At 61.1% G+C, this 19,576-nt stretch carries 20 protein-coding genes, 3 tRNA genes and 1 riboswitch; of the genes, 11 read left to right on the forward strand and 12 right to left on the reverse strand.

Going from position 1 to position 19,576, the window contains the following annotated elements; genetic code table 11:
* Nucleotides 1-90: 90 nt before the first annotated feature.
* Nucleotides 91-1,833, reverse strand: a complete 1,743-nt coding sequence (thiC, locus tag ANI01nite_RS05095) for a phosphomethylpyrimidine synthase ThiC (protein WP_038992337.1) — start codon at nt 1,831-1,833, stop codon at nt 91-93.
* A riboswitch (TPP riboswitch) is annotated at nt 1,829-1,936 on the reverse strand. (Overlaps the previous gene by 5 nt.)
* A 277-nt stretch (nt 1,937-2,213) precedes the next feature.
* Nucleotides 2,214-2,285, reverse strand: a tRNA-Thr gene (locus tag ANI01nite_RS05100).
* Between the two features lie 553 nt (nt 2,286-2,838).
* On the opposite strand from ANI01nite_RS05100, the gene ANI01nite_RS05105 reads away from it, so the two are divergent.
* Both ANI01nite_RS05105 and ANI01nite_RS05110 read left to right on the forward strand, forming a co-directional pair.
* Nucleotides 2,839-2,910, forward strand: a tRNA-Thr gene (locus ANI01nite_RS05105).
* Nucleotides 2,911-2,957: 47 nt separating this feature from the next.
* Nucleotides 2,958-3,034: transfer RNA gene (locus ANI01nite_RS05110), tRNA-Met, on the forward strand.
* Between the two features lie 94 nt (nt 3,035-3,128).
* On the opposite strand, the gene ANI01nite_RS05115 is transcribed toward ANI01nite_RS05110, so the two are convergent.
* On the reverse strand, nt 3,129-3,905 hold the full coding sequence (locus tag ANI01nite_RS05115) for a GTP pyrophosphokinase (RefSeq protein ID WP_052253876.1): 777 nt from the start codon (nt 3,903-3,905) through the stop codon (nt 3,129-3,131).
* 240 nt (nt 3,906-4,145) lie between these two features.
* On the opposite strand from ANI01nite_RS05115, the gene ANI01nite_RS05120 reads away from it, so the two are divergent.
* The 7 genes from ANI01nite_RS05120 to ANI01nite_RS05150 all read left to right on the forward strand — a co-directional run bounded on the left by ANI01nite_RS05120 (nt 4,146) and on the right by ANI01nite_RS05150 (nt 9,328).
* Complete coding sequence (locus ANI01nite_RS05120) at nt 4,146-5,087, forward strand: DUF2797 domain-containing protein (protein ID WP_255314414.1); 942 nt, start codon at nt 4,146-4,148, stop codon at nt 5,085-5,087.
* Nucleotides 5,088-5,171: 84 nt separating this feature from the next.
* Nucleotides 5,172-5,447 (forward strand): hypothetical protein, encoded by a 276-nt coding sequence (locus tag ANI01nite_RS05125; protein ID WP_038992239.1) that lies wholly within the window; start codon nt 5,172-5,174, stop codon nt 5,445-5,447.
* Between the two features lie 101 nt (nt 5,448-5,548).
* Entirely contained in the window at nt 5,549-5,995 is a 447-nt protein-coding gene (locus ANI01nite_RS05130; RefSeq protein ID WP_073705879.1) for an FAS1-like dehydratase domain-containing protein, read from the forward strand.
* Nucleotides 5,996-5,997: 2 nt separating this feature from the next.
* Nucleotides 5,998-6,438 (forward strand): MaoC family dehydratase, encoded by a 441-nt coding sequence (locus tag ANI01nite_RS05135; RefSeq protein WP_038992237.1) that lies wholly within the window; start codon nt 5,998-6,000, stop codon nt 6,436-6,438.
* A gap of 2 nt (nt 6,439-6,440) precedes the next feature.
* Entirely contained in the window at nt 6,441-7,643 is a 1,203-nt protein-coding gene (locus ANI01nite_RS05140) for an MFS transporter (protein WP_121867140.1), read from the forward strand.
* A 55-nt stretch (nt 7,644-7,698) separates the two neighbouring features.
* On the forward strand, nt 7,699-8,760 hold the full coding sequence (locus tag ANI01nite_RS05145; RefSeq protein WP_141356537.1) for a UDP-N-acetylmuramate dehydrogenase: 1,062 nt from the start codon (nt 7,699-7,701) through the stop codon (nt 8,758-8,760).
* A 43-nt stretch (nt 8,761-8,803) separates the two neighbouring features.
* Nucleotides 8,804-9,328 carry a GNAT family N-acetyltransferase gene (locus ANI01nite_RS05150; protein WP_141356539.1) on the forward strand — a complete coding sequence of 175 codons (525 nt, stop codon included), beginning with the start codon at nt 8,804-8,806 and terminating at the stop codon, nt 9,326-9,328.
* 84 nt (nt 9,329-9,412) lie between these two features.
* Here the strand turns inward: ANI01nite_RS05150 and asd are convergent, their stop codons facing one another.
* The 9 genes from asd to ANI01nite_RS05195 form a co-directional block, all read right to left on the reverse strand.
* Nucleotides 9,413-10,531 carry an aspartate-semialdehyde dehydrogenase gene (gene asd / locus ANI01nite_RS05155; RefSeq protein WP_141356541.1) on the reverse strand — a complete coding sequence of 373 codons (1,119 nt, stop codon included), beginning with the start codon at nt 10,529-10,531 and terminating at the stop codon, nt 9,413-9,415.
* 112 nt (nt 10,532-10,643) lie between these two features.
* Nucleotides 10,644-10,871: an NF038396 family protein gene (locus ANI01nite_RS05160; protein WP_038992232.1), complete on the reverse strand. Its 228-nt coding sequence runs from the start codon at nt 10,869-10,871 to the stop codon at nt 10,644-10,646.
* Between the two features lie 7 nt (nt 10,872-10,878).
* Nucleotides 10,879-11,454: a dihydrofolate reductase gene (locus ANI01nite_RS05165; protein WP_141356543.1), complete on the reverse strand. Its 576-nt coding sequence runs from the start codon at nt 11,452-11,454 to the stop codon at nt 10,879-10,881.
* Complete coding sequence (locus ANI01nite_RS05170) at nt 11,451-12,260, reverse strand: thymidylate synthase (RefSeq protein WP_141356743.1); 810 nt, start codon at nt 12,258-12,260, stop codon at nt 11,451-11,453. The genes ANI01nite_RS05165 and ANI01nite_RS05170 overlap by 4 nt, the downstream gene beginning before the upstream one ends.
* Before the next feature lie 109 nt (nt 12,261-12,369).
* Nucleotides 12,370-12,702 (reverse strand): GNAT family N-acetyltransferase, encoded by a 333-nt coding sequence (locus tag ANI01nite_RS05175; RefSeq protein WP_066140787.1) that lies wholly within the window; start codon nt 12,700-12,702, stop codon nt 12,370-12,372.
* A 139-nt stretch (nt 12,703-12,841) separates the two neighbouring features.
* Nucleotides 12,842-13,849: an NUDIX hydrolase gene (locus tag ANI01nite_RS05180; RefSeq protein WP_255314416.1), complete on the reverse strand. Its 1,008-nt coding sequence runs from the start codon at nt 13,847-13,849 to the stop codon at nt 12,842-12,844.
* Nucleotides 13,849-16,065, reverse strand: a complete 2,217-nt coding sequence (locus ANI01nite_RS05185; RefSeq protein ID WP_141356546.1) for an RNA degradosome polyphosphate kinase — start codon at nt 16,063-16,065, stop codon at nt 13,849-13,851. The genes ANI01nite_RS05180 and ANI01nite_RS05185 overlap by 1 nt, the downstream gene beginning before the upstream one ends.
* Before the next feature lie 84 nt (nt 16,066-16,149).
* Nucleotides 16,150-17,106: a mycothiol synthase gene (gene mshD / locus ANI01nite_RS05190; RefSeq protein ID WP_066140780.1), complete on the reverse strand. Its 957-nt coding sequence runs from the start codon at nt 17,104-17,106 to the stop codon at nt 16,150-16,152.
* A 52-nt stretch (nt 17,107-17,158) separates the two neighbouring features.
* Complete coding sequence (locus tag ANI01nite_RS05195) at nt 17,159-17,827, reverse strand: winged helix-turn-helix domain-containing protein (RefSeq protein ID WP_038992228.1); 669 nt, start codon at nt 17,825-17,827, stop codon at nt 17,159-17,161.
* Between the two features lie 198 nt (nt 17,828-18,025).
* Between ANI01nite_RS05195 and ANI01nite_RS05200 the strand changes: the two genes are divergently transcribed.
* Nucleotides 18,026-18,694, forward strand: a complete 669-nt coding sequence (locus tag ANI01nite_RS05200) for a hypothetical protein (RefSeq protein WP_038992227.1) — start codon at nt 18,026-18,028, stop codon at nt 18,692-18,694.
* Between the two features lie 266 nt (nt 18,695-18,960).
* On the forward strand, nt 18,961-19,575 hold the full coding sequence (locus ANI01nite_RS05205; protein WP_066140775.1) for a heme-binding beta-barrel domain-containing protein: 615 nt from the start codon (nt 18,961-18,963) through the stop codon (nt 19,573-19,575).
* The last annotated feature ends 1 nt before the right edge of the window (nt 19,576 follow it).

Genomic DNA, 19,576 nt, shown 5'->3' on the forward strand with positions numbered 1-19,576 from the left:
GCCTGCAGCGCACAGCTGAATAGCACTGGATAACGCCCTTGGGGCAAGCCGAAAGCTTGCCCCAAGGGCGTTTTCGCATGCCCGGGCTAATTACTCGGCAGGGGTCCCGACGGGGATCTCGTCCCCGAGATAGACCGTGCCCCCGCTTTCCAGGAACTGCCTGCTTTTCTGCGCCATCCCGGCCAATGCCGCCTGCGCCTCGGCCGAGCCGTATTCGTCGCGGATATCCTGGGAAATGCGCATGGAGCAGAATTTCGGCCCGCACATGGAACAGAAGTGGGCAGTCTTCGCAGGCTCGGCCGGCAGCGTCTCGTCATGGAATTCCTGCGCGGTGACCGGATCGAGGGACAACGCGAACTGGTCATTCCAGCGGAATTCGAAGCGAGCCTTGCTCAGCGCATCATCCCGTGCCGTGGCACCCGGATGCCCCTTGGCCAGATCTGCCGCGTGCGCCGCGATCTTGTAGGTGATCACCCCGGTCTTCACGTCATCCCGGTTGGGCAGCCCCAGATGCTCCTTGGGGGTGACATAGCAGAGCATCGCGGTACCGTAGCGGGCAATCTCCGTGGCGCCGATGGCGCTGGTGATGTGGTCGTAGCCCGGCGCGATATCGGTAACCAGCGGGCCCAGGGTGTAGAACGGGGCCCCGTCGCACAATTCCTGCTGGCGCTCCACATTCTCGCGCACCAGATGGAAGGGGATATGCCCCGGGCCCTCGACCATCACCTGCACATCGTACTGCCAGGCGCGCTTGGTCAGCTCGGCCAGGGTATCCAGCTCGGCGAATTGCGCTGCGTCGTTCGCATCCGCGATGGAGCCCGGGCGCAGCCCGTCGCCCAGCGAGAAGGCCACGTCGTACTGAGCGAAGATCTCGCACAGCTCATCGAAGTGGGTGTAGAGGAAATTCTCCTGGTGGTGCGCCAGGCACCATCCTGCCATGATGGAGCCGCCGCGCGAGACCATGCCAGTGACCCGGTTGGCGGTCAGCGGGATGTAGCGCAGCAGCACACCGGCATGGATGGTCATGTAATCCACGCCCTGCTCGCACTGCTCGATGACGGTGTCGCGGAAAATCTCCCAGGTCAGCTTGTTGGCTTCGCCATTGACTTTCTCCAGCGCCTGGTAGATCGGCACGGTGCCGATGGGCACGGGGGAGTTGCGGATGATCCATTCGCGGGTGGTGTGGATGTCCTCTCCGGTGGACAGGTCCATCACCGTGTCGGCACCCCATTTGGCGGCCCACTGGAGCTTGGAGACCTCTTCAGCGATGGAGCTGGTCACCGCCGAGTTGCCGATATTCGCATTGATCTTGACCAGGAACGCCTTGCCGATGATCATCGGTTCGGATTCCGGATGGTTGATGTTTGCCGGGATGATGGCTCGTCCGGCGGCGAGCTCGCTGCGCACCAGCTCGACATCGCATTCCTCGCGCAGCGCCACATAGCGCATTTCCGGGGTGATGACCCCGGCGCGCGCATAGTGCATTTGCGTCACGCGGGCTCCTCCAACGGCCCGCAGCGGAGGGGCCGAACGTCCAGCCCATTCCGCGCTGGCCGTGCCGCGGCGGACCGCTGAGCGCCCGTCGTCGTGCAGATTGCGCTCGCGGCCGGCATAGGTTTCCACATCCCCGCGCTCCCGGACCCATCGCTCGCGGAAGGGTGGCAAGCCCTGGGTCGGTTCGCTTCCCGGTCCGCTGGTGCGATACACCGACAGCGGCTCGTTGGGCTTTCCATTGGGGGAGTCTGCCAGATGGATCTGCGTGACGGGAACAGAAATTCCCGCAGATTCGCGGTAGGCAAGGGTGTGGGCAGGGTGCTGTTCAAATTGTTCCACTTGGAAACTCACTTCCTTCGCCGGCATTACCCGGACAGGTTCAACGGTCGCGGACGGCGATAGCCCGATCTCAGCCCTTGCCAGGGCACCCGTGTGGTCGCGAACAACTTAGCACGCTTGGGAGGAGGAAACGCAAATCCAGTGGTCAGAACAGTGACATCAAGTCAGGATGCGGGCACTGGCCCCGGCGTCAGGAGATAGTTTCTGGAAGCGATCAGTCTCTTGCGGCGCGAATCCGGAATCTGGGAAAAAGGGCGTGGCAGATAACTGGCGAAGCAGCGCGGGCGCAGGCTGAAGCGATGGCCGCGCGATGGGGCACTGAGAGCGGTAGATAAACGAAAAGAGAAGCAATCTGGAACCAGATTGCTTCTCTCATTTCGAGCCCCCTGCCGGAATCGATCCGGCGACCTCGTTCTTACCAAGAACGCGCTCTACCACTGAGCTAAGGGGGCAACAGGTAAATACTTTACACAGGTTTTCGAGGTTTGCAAAATCTGCCGGGGATTTGTTGCTGACATCACAATGTCCCTAATCAAGGCGGAAATGGAGGTCGGTGAACCTAGGGGGATTCTGCGCCCGCAATAGCTTGCCTTCATGCCACTGAATTCCGGTTGCCGCACGTGGTGGAGAGTTCACCCACCGGATGTCGCGCACCCAGCCGGATGTCGCGCACCCTTCCGGACGGCCCGTGGCCCTGGAGCTAGCGGGGGCAGGGGGAGTGTTCTCTTCTGGAGTATTTGTGTTGGAAGATTTGCCGGCTGCCTCAAGGGAATTCGGCGCGGAACTCTATCCTGTAAGCCTGAGCGAAGCGGCGATTGACCGCGAGGGGCAACCCAGTGAGCATCGTCACCAGAACACTTTTTGTCCCAGCCTTCGTCCCTGATTGCCTTCAAGGTCTGGCTAAAACCGTTTTGACTAGCAGTTTTATGGAAATCCTCGGGCGCTTTCCAGATCGGTTTGCCGATTTTTCTTTGCCGGGAAATGCGTGTAGAGTATTTACTCGTTGCCCCCTTAGCTCAGTGGTAGAGCGCGTTCTTGGTAAGAACGAGGTCGCCGGATCGATTCCGGCAGGGGGCTCTGAGTGAGAAGCTTTCTTGGCTTCTACTGGATTGTTTCTCACTTGTGGCGGCGTAGCTCAGCTGGTTAGAGCGCACGACTCATAATCGTGAGGTCCCGGGATCGAGTCCCGGCGCCGCTACCAAATCAAAGATCCTCAGCTTCGGCTGAGGATCTTTTTTTGGTTTCCGGGTTCGAAACGGTCTTCAGCGGACCTTGAGCGCTAAAGCCATTAAGGCTTAGTTGTCGGCACACTTTTCGGGGCCTCTGGTGCTGGCTTGCTGTGCCAGCGACAGCAGTCCTTGGAAGGCCTTCGTATCGAAAGTCGCCTCGTGGCCTGCTTGGTCATTGGCATCATGGCCGTGTACTTCGGTATGCAACCGTTGCATTTGCATATCGAGTTTCGTTGCAACAGCTGCCGCATCGGCGAGCTCCTGTACCAGATGCTCTGGAACCTCGCCCTCGTACTTGTAGAAAATCTTATGTTCCAGGCTTGCCCAGAAGTCCTGGGCGATGGTGCGGATCTGCAACTCCACTACAACGTCGACAGGGCCGTCGGACAAGAAGACCGGAATTTGCACAATCGCATGAACACTTTTATAGCCGCTAGGCTTCGGGTTCTTGATGTAATCCTTGATCTGGATGACCTTCAGGTCATTTTGAGCGGTCAAGGTGTTCAGGACCTTATAGATGTCCTTGACGAAACTGCAGGTGATGCGCACACCCGCAATATCGCTGAGGTTCTCGCGTATGGCAGTAAGAGACGGTGCGATATTCCGGCGGGCAACCTTGCGCATGATGCTCTCCGGAGTTTTCACCCGGGAACTGACATGTTCGATTGGATTGTATTTGTGCAAGTACAAGAACTCTTCGCGCAAGATCGAGACCTTGGTCAGTACTTCGTCCACCGCAAACTGGTATTCCATCATGAAGCGCTGGAAATCATGGTGGAAGGCCTTCGTCAATCGCTGCAACTCAGCCGGGGAAGGGGTAGTTCCAGCAGCTGAGATTGCCACTGCACGCGTCTCGTCATCAAATGGGACAGAAATCCTGGATCACCTCAACAGATTGTGGCCCGGCCCGCGGTACGTTTCCGGTGCAGTTTCAGCCTACGGGCATCTCCTAAGAATTAGGTCAGAACCAATCGGGAATTTGTTCAGCTAACTTTCGGACTTTGTGTATCGGCCAACCTGTCCGCCGGACCTGGCCATCTGCGGTGAACTATCGTTGGGAGGGGAAACTTCAGAAAGGTCCTGATGGAATTCGCTTCAGCTACCCGGCAGCTATGCCACGGCATCAGCTTCGCAGAACATGAACCCGCCCCGATGCTCCAGCTGCGCAGCGGCGAAACCTGGGGCACCGAGTACTTGGAAGCGGGGCGTTCACTGGCCCTGGAGATCGGAGAACTGAAGTTCTGCCTGGGCTACATCACGATGAAGGCCGACGGCTCGCGCAATACGCTGCCGTGTCCCAAGAACCAGGCCCTGCGCACCGGTACCCAATGCGAGAGCTGCCGCCGGCTGGACCAGTCGAAGTTCATGCACCATTTCCACAAGACGGGCGAAGCCCCCGAAGGCCTTCGCAAGTACCTGGAACAGCCGCACTTCTTGTATATAGCCAGCTTCGCCCACGGCGCGACCAAGGTCGGCACCACCTCGACCAGTAGCAAGTGGACCCGGCTGGCGCAGCAGGGCGCGGTCATTGCGCGTTATGTCGCCCGCGCCAACGACGGGGCGGCCATCCGGGTGCTCGAAGACCTGGTCACCGAGCATGTGGGCCTGAGCCAGCAGGTGAGGCAGAAGTCCAAGGTCAAGGGCTTGGCTAGCTGGGAACTGGACTACGCCCAGCTTGATCAGATCAACGCCGACGCAGCAGGCAGGGCCCGGGACTTCCTCGGCGCGCAGCGGGGCTTGGAGGCCTACGGCGTGCAATTGCGCGACGAGCTGTGGGAGCAGCCGGCTTTCGCCCGCCCAGTCATTGGCGCCTGGGATGCGCATGCGCTGCATGCCTGGACCACGGCCCTGCCCGGAAGCACCGTGAACCTGCGTATCCGCGGCGTGCTGGGACAGAGCATCCTCGCCGACAGCGGCGATGGCACCACCCTGCGCGTGCTGGATGCCGCCGAGCTGAAAACCCGCGAGGTCGCGGTGGTGGAGCAGCGCGGGGACTTCAAGGAAGAGCAATCCGCCTTGTTCTGAGACCAGAATGCTGTCGGGGGAGTCACGCGGAAATGCCCCGGCGGCAATGAGCGCTCCCGGCCCGGGCTGAACTAGACTTGAGCCATGACCAACACTCCTTGGGAATCCGCCTCGCCGCGCTACAAGAAGCTCGTCTTCGCCGCCATGGGCATCATGGGCGTGGGCATCATCCTGGCCATCATCGGCGCCAACATTCCGTCCCTGCCCACGGTCTACACCGCGATCGGCATCATGGTCATCGGCATGCTCTGCCACATCGCCAGCCTGGTTGTCCGGGCCAAGGACGCACGCCAGTGGCGCATCGAGAATGGCCTTGCCGCACCACGGACCAACAAGCGCCCCTCCGACGGGCAGAACTAGGCTCCCGCAAGAATTCCACAGTGTGACCGGGCAGCTGCGCCCGGATTTCGTATCCGGCGGCATCCACGCCCGGCCACGTCCAACAACGTTCAGGAGAACCCATGGGCATCAACCCTGACCTGGTAGGGCGCATCTACCCTGCCGGCGAGTCCTACCAGGTAGGCCGCGAGAAGATCCGCGAATTCGCCGCCGCCACCAAAGCCGCCAACCCGGCGCACTACGACGTGCAGGCAGCCCGCAAGCTGGGCTACAGCGACGTTGTCGCCCCGCCGACCTTCGCAATCATCATCGCACAGCGGGCCGATGCGCAGCTGATCTCCGACCCGGCCAGCGGCATCGACTTCTCCCGCGTGGTGCATGCCGACCAGCGATTCACCCACCACCGACCGATCGTGGCGGGTGATGAACTGCTCGCCGAGCTCTACGTGGACCAGGTCCGCGAGATGGGCGCCGGCGCGATGATCACCACCCGCGCCGAAATCACCACCGCGGCCGGCGAGAAGATCGCCACCACCGTTTCATCGCTACTGGTACGAGCTGAGGACTAAGCATGATTGAATTCGACAGCCTCGAAAAGGGACAGGTCATTGGATCGCACACGGTGCAGGTCAACCGCGCGGACCTGGTTCGCTATGCCGGAGCTTCGGGCGACTTCAACCCGATCCACTGGAATGAGCGCTTCGCCAAGGAGGTGGAACTGCCTTCGGTGATCGCCCACGGCATGTTCACCATGGGTTCGGTCATCGACCTGGTCTCGCAGTGGGTAGGGAACCCGGGCGCCATCATCGACTACCAGACCCGCTTCACCAAGCCGGTCGTCGTCGAAGACCCGGAAGGCTCCAACCCATCGGAGCATGAAGGCACCACCATCTCGGTGGAAGGCAAGGTCGGCGCCTTGGACGCCGAAGCCCGCACCGCCCGCATCGACTTGGCAGTCTCGGCCGATGGAGCCAAGGTGCTGCTCAAGTGCCAAGCAGTGGTGCAGCTCTAGGCATGCAGCTTCCAGGTGATGCGCAGCGGCCGGCAACCCAGTGGCGCAATGCGCTGATGGCCGCCTACCTGGCCAGCGGCCTGCTGATCTCGGCCCTGGTCTCGCGCTTGCCGGCGGTGCGCGACGCCTTGGCGCTGGACCACGCCAGTGTCGGCCTGCTGCTGCTGTGCCTGAGCGCAGGGTCCTTCCTGTCCGTGTCGGTCTCGGGGCAGCTGGTCCTGCGGCTGGGCGCCACCAGCGTCATGCGCATCGCCGCGACCCTGGCCGGCGGCTCGCTGATCCTCGTCGGCGTCGGTGCCGGGATCTTCGGCAGCGTCGTCATCTGCGGCATCTTCCTCTTCGCCCAGGGACTGGGCACCGCCTCTTGGAATGTCGCCTCCAACGTCCAAGGCGCGGCCATGGAACGGGCCCTGGGCAAGAGCATCATGCCTGCCCTGCACGGCTTCTTCTCCATTGGCACGGTAATCGGCGCCGGTGCCGGCGCGCTGGGCGCACGCCTGCAGATCCCGCTGCAGTACCACTACGGCTTCATGGGCCTTCTCATCATCGCCACGGTCCTGTTCAGCGCACGATTCTACGGCGAAGACTTCAGCCGGACCCCGCGCACCAGCAGCAACGGGTCCTCGCTGAAGAAGGCCTGGACCGAACCGCAGACCGTGCTCCTGGGCGTGCTGGTGCTGGGCATGGCCCTGGCCGAAGGCGCTGCCGGAGACTGGGTGGCCATGGCGCTGGTGGACGGATACCAGACGAAGGAAGGCGTGGGCGCCATCGGCTACGGCGTCTTCGTGGCCGCCATGACCCTGACCCGCCTGCTCTCCGGCGATTTGATCCTGCGGATGGGCAGGGTTTTCATGATCCGTGCCAGCGCCATCAGCGCGCTGGTTGGCGTGCTGCTCTTCGCCTTCGGCAACAATCTGCCCCTGGCCTTCGTGGCCTTGGCCATCTGGGGCATGGGCGTGGCCCTGACCTTCCCGTTGGCCATGAGCGCTGCCTCGGATGATCCGGTGCATGCCGCGACCCGCGTCTCGGTGGTGTCCACCATCGGGTACGGCGCGTTCCTCGGCGGCCCGCCACTGCTGGGTCTGCTGGCCGAAGTCATCGGGCTGCTGCCAGCACTGGGCTCCATCTCCATCCTGGTGGTTGTGGCCTTCTGCCTGTCCTCGAATGCCGCCGGAAGCCGTGCCGGCGGCGAGCCCAAGGCCTAACTGGCCGGGCAGGAAGCCCACCCCTACCTCCTCATACGGAAAGTAAACTGAAGCAATGCTGAAGAACCTGACCACGACCCGCGTCGGCGGGCCAGCCCGGCAAATGGTGACCGCAACCAGCGAAGCTGAACTGGCTCACGCAGTAGCCGCCGCGGATGCCGCAGGGCAGGACGTCCTGCTCATTGGCGGGGGGTCCAACCTGGTGATCTCCGATGAGGGCTTCCCGGGTGTTGCCGTGCAGATTGCCACCCGTGGATTGCACCTGGACGAGCAGCCGAATGGCAAGGTGCTGCTGCGTGCCGCCGCCGGCGAGAACTGGGACACGACCGTTGAATACAGCTTGGCTGAGGGCCTGAGCGGGCTGGAAGCGCTCTCGGTCATCCCAGGGTGCACCGGTGCCACCCCGGTGCAGAACGTTGGAGCCTACGGTGCAGACGTGTCCCAGACCTTGGCGTGGGTGCGCGCCTATGACCGCGAGAGCGACCAGGTGCTCAAGCTGGATAACGCCGAGCTTGAATTCGCCTACCGGGAGTCGCTCATCAAGCGCACCAGCACCAATGGGTCCCCGCGCTATGTGGTCCTCGAGGTGGCGTTCCTGCTGGCCCGCGAGAACGAATCGGCTCCGATCCGCTACGCAGAGCTGGCCCGCCGGCTCGGGGTTGAAGCGGGAGACCGCGCCAACGCGCTCCAAGTGCGCCAAACAGTGCTCGAATTGCGCCGTTCCAAGGGCATGGTCTTTGATATCAAGGACGCTGACTCGCATTCCACCGGTTCCTTCTTCACCAACCCCATCGTTGAATCCAGCGTCCTGGACAAGCTTCCGCCGAACGCCCCGAACTACCCGGTGGAACAAGCCGGCTTCGTGAAGCTGTCCGCTGCGTGGCTTATCGACCAGGCCGGTTTCTCCAAGGGCTACGGTTTGGAGGGGACCGGCGGATTCGCGCTCGCCGATGGCCGCGCCTCGCTGTCCACCAAGCACACGCTGGCCATCACCAACCGCGGGGAAGCCACTGCCCAGGACATTCTGGCCATCGCCCGCTCAGTACGTGCCGGCGTGCAGGAACGTTTTGGAATTGAACTGGTCAACGAGCCGTTGCTGATTGGCGAAGTGCTCTAGGTGAAATGCTTCCCGGCGATTGCCGGGGCAAGGGAGGAATGCCGTGGCGGAAGTATCCCTGCGAAAGCTCTGTCCAGCAGATATCGACCTGCTGGAGGTGAACTTCCAATCCGTCCAGGGCGCCGGCGAAGCCCAATGGTTCGGCTTCTGGGATACCAGCAAGCTGCGCAACCGCGTGGCCCAAGACCAGATGATCGGCAGCGCTGACGGTGCGCTGGCAGTTTGCCTGGGAGAGCAGGTCATCGGCAAAGCCGATTGGTTCACCGTCACGTCGTGGGGCCGGGCCAACACCTCTGCCTGCTGGGAAATCGCCATCGGCATCTTTGCCGAGTTCCGCGGCCAGGGCCTTGGCACCCGAGCGCAGGAGTTGCTTGTCGATTACTTGTTCTCCCATTACCCGCGGCATCGGATTCAGGCCACGACAGCCGCTGAAAACCTGGCTGAGCAGAGGTGCCTGGAGAAGCTGGGGTTCACCCGCGAGGGTGTCATCCGGCAAGCGCAGTGGCGTGCCGGTGCGTGGCATGACCAGCTGATCTATTCGCTGCTCAGGGATGAGTTGGCCCGCTAGCGCTCACCTGCAGGAAAATGGCACACAGCCCGGAACAGAAATCCTGTTCCGGGCTGTGTGCCATGGTTTGCGCTTCAGGGATGGCTAGAGGCGGCCCTGGGCGATAGCGAGCATGCGGCGCAGCGGCTCCGCTGCGCCCCACAGCAGCTGGTCGCCGACGGTGAAGGCCGAGATGTATTCCGGGCCCATTTCCAGCTTGCGGATGCGGCCTACCGGGATGTCCAAGGTGCCTGAAGCCGCGACCGGAGTCAGCTGATCCACGGTCGCTTCCTTCTCGTTCGGGATGACCTTGGCCCACTCGTTGTCGGCTGCCAGCAGCGACTCGATTTCGGAGACCGGCAGGTCTTCCTTCAGCTTCAGCGTCAGTGCCTGCGAGTGCGAACGCATGGCGCCAATGCGGACGCACAGTCCGTCCATGATGATCTGCTGGTCGCCGGAAGTCTGCAGGATCTTGTTGGTCTCAACGCCTGCCTTCCATTCCTCGCGGGACTGGCCGTTGCCCAGATCCGCGTCGATCCATGGGATCAGCGAGCCGCCCAGCGGTACGCCGAACTGGGAAGCGTCGAGGTTTCCGCGCTGGGTTTCCAGGACCTTGCGGTCGATTTCCAGGATGGCGCTTGCCGGGTCAGCCAGTTCGCTGCCCACCGATGCGTTGATGTCGCCGAACTGGGTGAGCAGTTCGCGCATGTGGCGGGCTCCGCCGCCGGAAGCGGCCTGGTAGGTCATCGCGGTGCCCCACTCGACCAGGTTGTTCTTGAACAACCCGCCCAAGCCCATGAGCATGCACGAGACGGTGCAGTTGCCGCCGATGTAGTCCTTGGTGCCAGCGGCCAGGGATTCGTCGATCACCGAGCGGTTGACCGGGTCCAGGACGATGACGGAATCATCGTTCATGCGCAGCGAGGACGCGGCATCGATCCACAGGCCGTCCCACCCGGACTTGCGCAGCTCGGTGTGGACCTTGGTTGTGTAGTCGCCACCCTGGGCGGTGACGATAATCGGCAACTTCGACAGCGTGTCAATGTCGAACGCGTCCTGCAGCGGGCCGGCGCCCTCAGCGAATGCCGGGGCGTTGCCGCCAGCATTGGAAGTCGAGAAAAATACCGGGTCGATCTGGGCAAAATCGCCTTCGTCGAGCATGCGCTGCATCAGCACGGATCCAACCATGCCTCGGTAACCTACAAAACCAACAGATGAAGTCATGTCTCCATGGTAGGTGCGATGATCGGGCAGAGCCCGGTTCGTTACAAGAGTTAAAGCAGAATCACACCCAAGCCCCAGCAGGGTTCAGGTGTGATTCGGTACAGCGAAAGTTTTACTTTTCCTCAAGCAGCAGCTTGCGGTTCTTGATCGCCCACATCGCCGAGAAGATGAAGATCTGCGTGGGAACCAGCAATAGGATCAGGCCGAAAATCTTGTGGCCGCCCAGAACCATGAAGAAGCCGAGTACGGCCACTACCAATGCCAGCAGCGGGAAGAGCATGTATCCGAGAATGAAGAGTGCCTCGGGGTGCTGCTTGAGCTCTCCGATGTATTTTTTCATGGTCGTTCTAGTCCTTTAGGCGAAGCCAGGTTTCAAAGCGGTAGCGGGTACCGGTGGAGGAAGTATGCCAACGGGCAGCTTCCGATTCTTGGGATGGATCGCAAGCACCCAGAGCGAAGTCGGCGGTGAGCGCGGGTGCAGAGGTGTCTCCTTCGGGGGAGACATCAAGCTTGGTGACCACTGCGAGGTCCAGCATGTCCAGTGCCTGTGCGTAGACCTTTCCGCCGCCAATGATCCAGACTTCTTCGCCGCCTTCGCTGCGCTGTGCCAGGGCAACGGCTTCTTCCAGGCACGAGACGGGTACTGCGCCATCCTCGCGGAGTTGCCCATGGGCATCGGCCTGAGTGGTCAGCACGATGTTGGTGCGGCCTGGCAGGGGGCGGAACTTCGCCGGGAATGAGTTCCATGTGGTGCGGCCCATGATTACCGGATGGCCTGCGGTGGTGCGCTTGAAATGGGCCAAGTCCTCGGGAACATGCCATGGCATAGCACCGCCAGCGCCAATGATGCCGTTCTCGCCTTGGGCCCAAATGGCGCCAATTAGCGGTTGCGCTTCGTGCGCGTGGCGCGGATTGGAGGTCATACGGCTACGGTTCCCTTGATGGTCGGGTGGTGCTGGTAGTCGTTGACGCTGAAATCTTCCAGCGTGTAGTCGAAGATCGACTCTGGCTTGGAATTGAAGCTGAGCGTCGGGTATGGGTAAGGATCGCGGGAGAGCTGTTCCTTTACCTGTTCCAAGTGGTTGGTGTAGATGTGCACGTCGCCGCCGGTCCAGATGAACTCGCCTGGTTCCAGATCGAGCTGGTGCGCCAGCATGCGGGTGAGCAGGGCATAGGAGGCGATGTTGAAAGGCACGCCCAGGAACATGTCTGCACTGCGCTGGTAAAGCTGGCACGAGAGCTTGCCTTCGGCGACGTAGAACTGGAAGAACACGTGGCATGGCGGCAGCGCCATGTTGTGGATTTCTGCGACGTTCCACGCCGAGACGATGTGGCGGCGGGAGTCAGGGTTGTTGCGCAACGAGTCGACCAGCTGGGAGATCTGGTCAATGTGCCCGCCGTCTGGAGTTGGCCAGCTGCGCCATTGGACGCCGTAGACCGGGCCGAGTTCGCCGGTCTCATCAGCCCATTCGTTCCAGATGCGAACGCCTTGGTCCTGCAGCCACTTCACGTTGGACTCGCCGCGCAGGAACCACAGGAGCTCGGCAGCCACAGACTTGAAGTGCACCCGTTTGGTGGTGATCAGCGGGAAAGAATCCTTCAGATCGAAGCGGATCTGGCGGCCGAATACCGACAGGGTTCCGGTTCCGGTGCGGTCTTCCTTGGAGGCGCCGTTTTCCAGCACGTCTCGAAGCAGATCTTCATAGGGGGTCGCGATTGAACTCGTCATCATACCTGTCGTGCTGGTGGTCGGCGCTGGCTTATTCACACGTTCCAGTTTAGATCACTCGGGATGCTGCCGGAACAAGGCGCAAGGATGACCCTGCTCGCATTCGAGGCTAGCTGGCGGAAACCACCATGTCGTTGTATTCCGGGTAGCGGTGCAGGTAGTCCTGGACGTAGCTGCACTCGGGAATGATCTTCAGGCCCTCGTCGCGGAACTTGTCCAGAACCAGGGTCACCAGGGCACGAGCATATCCGCGGCGGCCGAATTCCTCATTGACGATGGTGTGCTGAATCGTGGCGATCCCGTCTTCTTCGTGGTAGCCGAGGAAGCCGACGAAAGTGGAACCGTGCCACAGAGAATAGCGGCCACGGCTTGCGTCGTGATCCAGACGCAGGCCATGGTGCACAATCTTCTCGACTGGCTGGTGCGGCTGCTTGGCAGTCATGGCATTACCTCATTCTCGGCTGTGACGTGTGTCCTATTTACAGTCTTATCCCTAATCGGAGCCAGATGCAACGGGTTGCGCCAAGCCATGAGAGAACACCTATGCACGGCATGCATTGGACGGGCAGCGGCCGCCGAGGCTAGTCGTGGTACGGCGTGTGGATCTCGAATGAGACGATGCGCGGCTTGCCGGCTTGGACCTGCTGTGCAACGATCAAGGATCCTGGTTCCAAATAGGGATCTTGATCCGGCAGTGCCTGGGCCAGTTCAGCGGTGGAGTTCTTTGCGAGGACCTCCAGTACGAAGGGCAGCACCGGCCGATGGGTGCAAATCACCTGGGAACGGTACTTGTCGAACAGCTTCTGCACGGCCTTGCGGGCTCGCTCAGGCTTGCGCGTGGCAGCATGTTCGGTCAGTGCCTTGATGCTCTTGAGGTTCAACGCGTGCAAGGCTGCGTAGGGCGTAATCGTCTGTACGCAACGCATCCACGGCGAAGAAGCCACGTGCATAGGCTTCCACGCTTCGAGCATCCGCGAAACAGCCTGCGCTTGGCGCCGTCCGGTCGCCGCCAGCGGGCGGTCGCCCTCGGCGCGCGTCCATTTGCCACGCGGCTTGGCCTTGGCATGGCGGACGATCAGCACCGGGTGCGTATCGAGCACGCCAGCGTCATGGGCCCGCACCAGGTCGTCCAGCGGCTGGTTGTCGGTGGCCGCGGACAGCATCCCGGCAGCTTTCTTGGGGCTGACCCAGCGCGTCTCGTCGCATTCTGCGCCGTCGGGTTCGATCACCGTCTGCGGATCGGTCTTGGCCGCCCAGTAGTAGACGACCTTGGTTTTCTGCCCGACTGTGTAGGCAGTGGCCGAAAGCGGGATGCCCAAGGTTATGCGCAACCCGATTTCCTCGCGGACCTCGCGCAACGCGCACTCTGCGATGGATTCGCCCTGGTCCAGCTTTCCCTTGGGCCAGGACCAGTCGTCGTACTTGGGACGGTGGATCAAGAGAACTTGCAGTTTGCCGTCCTTCAGCCTCCAGGGGATCGCCCCGGCAGCCACGATGTCGTATTCGCCAAGGCGGATTTCCTCGGCGTCTGCGGATCGGATGATGTCACGAGCCCTGGTGCGGGTATCGCGCAGCTCTGATTCGTTCACTAGCTGTTACGTCCACTGTTCCGTCGGCGGGCATGTTCTTCTATTAGCCAGAACTGGACATCGGAGAGTGGCTTGCCATCCTCGTCCTGGTAATGGCGGATCCATTCTCCATCGGAGTTCAAGTGCCAGGAAGCGGTCTTGTCATCCATGTAGCGGGCCAGCAGCGTGATCATGCGATCGATGTCTTCCGGGTTGCGCAGCGAAACCAGGGCTTCCACGCGCCGGTCCAGGTTGCGGTGCATCATGTCGGCGGAGCCGATGTACACCAGTGGATCTCCGCCATTTTCAAACATGAACACGCGGCTGTGCTCAAGGAAACGGCCAAGGATGGAACGCACTTCGATGTTCTCGCTCAGTCCGGGGACACCCGGGCGCAGGGCGCAGATGCCGCGAACAATGACTTCCACCTTGACGCCTGACTGGCTGGCCCGGTACAGCGCATCGATGATGGCTTCATCCACGATCGAGTTGACCTTGATAACGACCTTCGCCGGCTTGCCCGCGGTGGCGTTGACGATTTCCTTCTCGATGTGCGCCAGCAGTCCGGTGCGTACCGAACGCGGAGCAACCAGCAAGCGGTTGTATGTCGAGCGCGGGGCGTAGCCCGAGAGCTGGTTGAAGAGCTTGGAGATATCCTCGCCAACCTCGTCGTCGCAGGTGAGCAAGCCGAAGTCCTCGTAGTAGCGCGCGGTGCGCGGGTGGTAGTTTCCGGTGCCGATATGGCAGTAGCGGCGCAGCTTGTCGCCTTCGCGGCGAACCACCAGGGAGAGCTTGGAGTGGGTTTTCAGGCCAACGATGCCGTAGACCACGTGCACTCCGGCCTGCTCCAGCTTGCGCGCCCAGGAGATGTTGGCCTGCTCGTCGAAGCGCGCCTTGATTTCCACCAGGGCCAGGACTTGCTTGCCGGCTTCTGCCGCGTCGATCAGCGCATCGACAATTGGCGAGTCGCCGCTGGTGCGGTACAGGGTCTGCTTGATGGCCATGACCTTCGGGTCAGCTGCCGCCTGTTCCAGGAAGGCCTGCACGCTGGTGGAGAAGGAATCATAGGGATGGTGAAGCAGGATGTCGCGGCGGCGTACGGCCGCGAACACATTGGCGGCCTTGGCAGTTTCCGATTCGTTCAGGTAGTTGGAAGTATGGCCGACATGCTTGGTGTAGTGCAGTTCGGAACGATCCAGCGATGCGATGACACCGAGGCCGCGCAGGTCCAATGGGGTGGGAAGCTTGAAGACCTCGTCCTCTTCCACACCTAGTTCGCGGGTGAGCAGTTCCATGATTTCGGGGTTGATGTCATCGGCGACCTCCAAGCGAACCGGTGGACCGAAGCGGCGGCGCAGCAATTCCTTCTCCAGCGCCTGCAGCAGGTTTTCTGCATCGTCTTCTTCAACTTCCAGGTCTTCGTTGCGGGTAACGCGGAAGAAGTGGTGCTCAACGATTTCCATGCCGGGGAACAGCAGCTCCAGGTGTACCGCGATGAGCGCTTCGAGCGGGATAAAGCGGGCGGTGCGCAGCGACGAGTGCGCAGCGCGGGTGCCGTCGATGCTGATCAGGCGGGCGATGGTGTCCGGCACCTTCAAGCGGGCGAAGAGTTCTTTGCCGGTCAATGGGTTGCGGACTACCACAGCCAAGTTCAGCGAGAGGCCGGAAATGTAGGGGAACGGGTGGGCGGGGTCAACGGCCAGCGGGGTGAGTATCGGGAACACCTGGGAAACGAACCATTTGGAAAGCAGTTCTCGTTCGGAGGCCGAAAGGTCTTCCCATGTGGTGATGCGGATCCCTTGCTCGGTCAAATCCGGGTAGACCGAGTCGGCGAAGACCTTGGCGTGGCGGGTCTGCAGTGCGTGGGCCGAGGCGAGCAGCAGCTCCAGCTGGTCTACCGGGTTCATGCCGTTTGCCGCTGGCACTGCCAGTCCTGCGTGGATGCGGCGCTTCAGCCCGGCAACGCGAACCATGAAGAACTCATCGAGGTTCGAGGCGAAGATGGACAGGAAGTTCACACGTTCCAGCAACGGCAGATCGGTGTCTTCGGCCAGTTCCAGTACACGGGCGTTGAAGTGCAGCCAGCTGAGCTCGCGGTCAAGGAAACGTTCATTTTTGAATCCGCCATCAGGATGCAAGTCCGGCAGCGAATCGGCAGGTTCTATGCGGTCCTCGTTGACTTTCGAAGAAGGGACATCGCGTAGTTGAGTACCAGTTTCCTTGGGGTAGCTATTCATCTGCTGAACTCACTTCTTTCCTGCAAGTGGACGCTAAAGACACCGCTAGTGGCAGTCCCGAAATAATCGGAACTGCCGATACCCCTAGTCTATCTTCTGCGGACCGTACATGATGTCGGCATCCCAAAGTGTGAAGCCCAGCGAGCGGTAGAGCTTCACCGCTGCCTCATTATCGGCATCGACGTACAGGATCACCGCATCAACGCCCAATTCAAGCAGGTAGTTGACGCCGGTGGTGGTCAAGGAACGGCCCAAGCCCAGTCCCTGCGCCTCGGGAACCACGCCGACAACATAGACTTCGCCGGTGGGACGTGCCGCGTCAGCGGAGGCAGGATGGATCTTGGTCCAGTGGTAGGCGAGCAGATTCTCCTCCGCATCGAATGCGAGGAAGAAGCCGGTTGGATCGAACCAGTCCTCGGACATGCGTGCTTCGAGGTCGTCGAGGGTCAGTGAGCCCTGCTCGGGATGGTGGGCGAAGGACTTGGCGTTGGCTTCCAGCCACTGCGGCTCATCCTCGCCAACGCGGAACGTGCGAACCGTGATGCGGCGGTCAATCGGGGATTCTTCCAAATAATCGGTGCCTTCGCGGCGCATCCGGAACAGCTCGCGTACGCGGTTCAGTCCTACGCCGGCGGCCAGCTTCTTGGCCGCCTCGTGGTCGCCGTGCGCCCACGCCTGGATTTGCGAGAGGTCCAGCAGCTCGCCGAGCTTGCCCAACAGGGCGCGGCCAATACCGGCCCGACGATGCTCAGGGTGGACCACCAGTTCCAGGACCCAAGGGTGCTCCTCGGATTCCCGAACCGCGACAGCCACACCGGCCAACGTGGAATCCGCACCTTCACCGGCTTCAGCGAGCAGTGCAATTAGATTTCCGTTTGACTCATCGGCTGCCAAAGCCACCAGGGTCTGATCGCTCAACGGCGGATTGCCATCGGCTTCCTGCGCATCGAGTGCTAGTTGACGCACGTCGGACAGTACCCGTTCATCAAGCTCACCGGGGACGTGCTGAATGGAAACAGTGTTCTGTGGCAGTTCGCTCATGCATTTCACGATAGTCGCAAAATGTGGGAAGTGGGTAGGAGTTATCCGAAAGTTATGATTCGGTGTGGAAGCGGTAGCCGACGTTGCGCACCGTTCCAATGAGCTGCTCATGATCGGTGCCGAGTTTCGCGCGCAAACGGCGCACATGCACGTCAACTGTACGGGTGCCGCCGTAGTAGTCGTAGCCCCACACCTCATGCAGCAGCTGCTCGCGGGTGAAGACCCGACCGGGAAACTGCGCGAGGTACTTGAGCAGCTCGAACTCTTTGTATGTCAGGTCCAGCATGCGGTTATCGATACGGGCGGTGTAGCTCAACTCGTCGATGCGCAGGCCCGAAGAGCTTTCGGGCTCGACCTGCGCCGGGGCAGGCGCCGATGCGCCTGAGAGCATCAGACGGATGCGTGCATCAAGTTCTGCAGGAATCGCGGAAGGCAGCAGGAAATCCGTCGCGTGCCAGTCCGAATTCAAAATGCCCAGTGCGCCCTCGCTGACAACCAGCAGCAAGGGGAGATTCAAGTTGGCGTGCAAGAGCTGTGCCAAAGAGCGAGCCGGAATCAGATCGGTGCGGGCATCGAGAATGAGCGCATCGCATTCCGGGAGTTGGCTCAGCGACTCTGTGGTTGCAGGGAAGAATGAAATCTCGTGCATCAACAGTTCAAGTGCCGGAAGAACTTCAGCGGCATTTTCGGCATGATTACTTAGGAGCAGTAGGTGAGCCAATCGGTCTGCCTCCTGCCAGATAGTTGCGAAAAAATCACTTTTACGTGTCACAGTATAAGGAATGAATCAGTTGAAGCACGCATGTGAACACGCAAGTGCGGACACATTACCGTCAGGAATCGGAATTTGAGAATCAAGGTTTTATTCAGTGGGCTCGTTGCAGCAGCACTGCTTGTCATTGCCGCAAGTCTGGATTCGATGAGTTGGCTGATGGGTGTGCTCACCGCGGTATTGCAGCTGATTTTCGCCTATACGTGGCCCCGCATGGTTCGCTCCGATGCGCCATGGCCGATCACCATCATCTTGGCGCTATGCTCGTTGGCTGCCACGGCCTTGGCCATGTTCCTGCCGGGCGGGTCGATGATGTCACATAGCGTCGAAGTCATCGCGGTTGGCGTGCTTCTGGTATTTATCAGCCAAGTATTGCGCGGTGCAGAAGCCGAAGGCCGGTTGGCCGGCGTGGTTTCCGGTGTCACTGGCATTGTCCTGGGCGTGCTCGGTTCTGCCTGGGCCGCCAGCGCTTACGCGCCATACGGCTTTGGGTTGACCGTGATCACCGTGGTCGCGCTGCTCGGGGCCGGCGCGGTGTCTGCAACCCGACTTCCGAACCGGATGACGATGATTCTTGCGCCGGTGGTCGCTGCCGCATTGGGCGCGGCGTCCAGTGCGTTGCCCATGGATCTGCTTTGGTACCAGGGTGCGATCCTCGGGTTGCTGGCAGGACTGCTGGTTGGTTCGTTACGCGCCTTGGCTTTGGTCAGCCGCAGCGTGCGCAATCTGAGTGGAATCCTGGGCTTGGCCTGCGCCATCTTGCTGATGAGCGGTGCTGTCAGCTGGTATGCGATGGAAGTTCTGGCATTCATTTAACGGTGAGCGGTTCAAATATGATGCAAGCTGCGTCACGCGTGTCGAAGTTGTCCGGGCTCGCACGCTAAGATGAAGCCATGAATGAAAATTACCTTGCAATCGAAATTTTCTTCCAGGCACTTGTAGTGATCGCCGGTCTCGGAATGGCCGGGTTCGCGGGCCTGGTAGTGAAGCGCCTCTTCCAGGGCCAGAAGTAGAAACAGCGCACACAACAACGTGTGCGCTGTTTTCTTTTCATCACTAACTAAATTAGGAGCGAGTAGTCCATGGCCTTTGACCTACCTACGGACCTCACCCCGGAACTTGTACCTTTCGCTTGGCTCATTGGCACCTGGGAAGGTGCCGGCCGTCTTGGCGAAGGCGAAGCCGAGGACGAGTACTTCTGGCAGCAAGTCATCTTCCGCGACCTTGGCGGCCCTTACCTTGAATACCGCAGCGAAGCCTGGCTGACAGAAGCCGATGGCACGAAGCTGCGCATCCTGGCGGTTGAATCCGGATTCTGGTCGCTGGACCGCGAACAGCAGGATGCCGATGCGGGTCCTGGCATGGTGCCGGGGGATATCTTCCCGGTATTGCGTTCGGCTGACGATGTGCAGAAGCTGCACACCGAGGACGGCTTCAAGATCCAGGCGCATATCGTCCGGCCTGATGGCATCTCAGAGCTGTATTACGGCCTGATTGATGGGCCGCGTATTCAGCTTGCCACCGAGAGCCTGCTGCGCAGCAAGAATGCCCAGGCTTACGCATCGTCCACTCGCATCTACGGTCTGGTCAATGGCGAGCTGTTCTGGCGCTGGGATGTCTCCAAGGGCAATATGGACCTCCAGGCGCACGCCTCCGCGGCGCTCAAGCGTGTCACGGCCGAAGGGACGGCGAACTGAT

The sequence above is a fragment of the Glutamicibacter nicotianae genome (assembly GCF_006539525.1).
Classification (GTDB): domain Bacteria; phylum Actinomycetota; class Actinomycetes; order Actinomycetales; family Micrococcaceae; genus Glutamicibacter; species Glutamicibacter nicotianae.

Coding starts and splice junctions, on each gene's coding strand:
- ANI01nite_RS05120 (WP_255314414.1), top strand. CDS start 4,146: ATGGAATTCGCTTCAGCTACCCGGCAGCTATGCCACGGCATCAGCTTC.
- ANI01nite_RS05125 (WP_038992239.1), top strand. CDS start 5,172: ATGACCAACACTCCTTGGGAATCCGCCTCGCCGCGCTACAAGAAGCTC.
- ANI01nite_RS05130 (WP_073705879.1), top strand. CDS start 5,549: ATGGGCATCAACCCTGACCTGGTAGGGCGCATCTACCCTGCCGGCGAG.
- ANI01nite_RS05135 (WP_038992237.1), top strand. CDS start 5,998: ATGATTGAATTCGACAGCCTCGAAAAGGGACAGGTCATTGGATCGCAC.
- ANI01nite_RS05140 (WP_121867140.1), top strand. CDS start 6,441: ATGCAGCTTCCAGGTGATGCGCAGCGGCCGGCAACCCAGTGGCGCAAT.
- ANI01nite_RS05145 (WP_141356537.1), top strand. CDS start 7,699: ATGCTGAAGAACCTGACCACGACCCGCGTCGGCGGGCCAGCCCGGCAA.
- asd (WP_141356541.1), bottom strand. CDS start 10,531: ATGACTTCATCTGTTGGTTTTGTAGGTTACCGAGGCATGGTTGGATCC.
- ANI01nite_RS05160 (WP_038992232.1), bottom strand. CDS start 10,871: ATGAAAAAATACATCGGAGAGCTCAAGCAGCACCCCGAGGCACTCTTC.
- ANI01nite_RS05165 (WP_141356543.1), bottom strand. CDS start 11,454: ATGACCTCCAATCCGCGCCACGCGCACGAAGCGCAACCGCTAATTGGC.
- ANI01nite_RS05170 (WP_141356743.1), bottom strand. CDS start 12,260: ATGACGAGTTCAATCGCGACCCCCTATGAAGATCTGCTTCGAGACGTG.
- ANI01nite_RS05175 (WP_066140787.1), bottom strand. CDS start 12,702: ATGACTGCCAAGCAGCCGCACCAGCCAGTCGAGAAGATTGTGCACCAT.
- ANI01nite_RS05185 (WP_141356546.1), bottom strand. CDS start 16,065: ATGAATAGCTACCCCAAGGAAACTGGTACTCAACTACGCGATGTCCCT.
- mshD (WP_066140780.1), bottom strand. CDS start 17,106: ATGAGCGAACTGCCACAGAACACTGTTTCCATTCAGCACGTCCCCGGT.
- ANI01nite_RS05200 (WP_038992227.1), top strand. CDS start 18,026: ATGAGTTGGCTGATGGGTGTGCTCACCGCGGTATTGCAGCTGATTTTC.
- ANI01nite_RS05205 (WP_066140775.1), top strand. CDS start 18,961: ATGGCCTTTGACCTACCTACGGACCTCACCCCGGAACTTGTACCTTTC.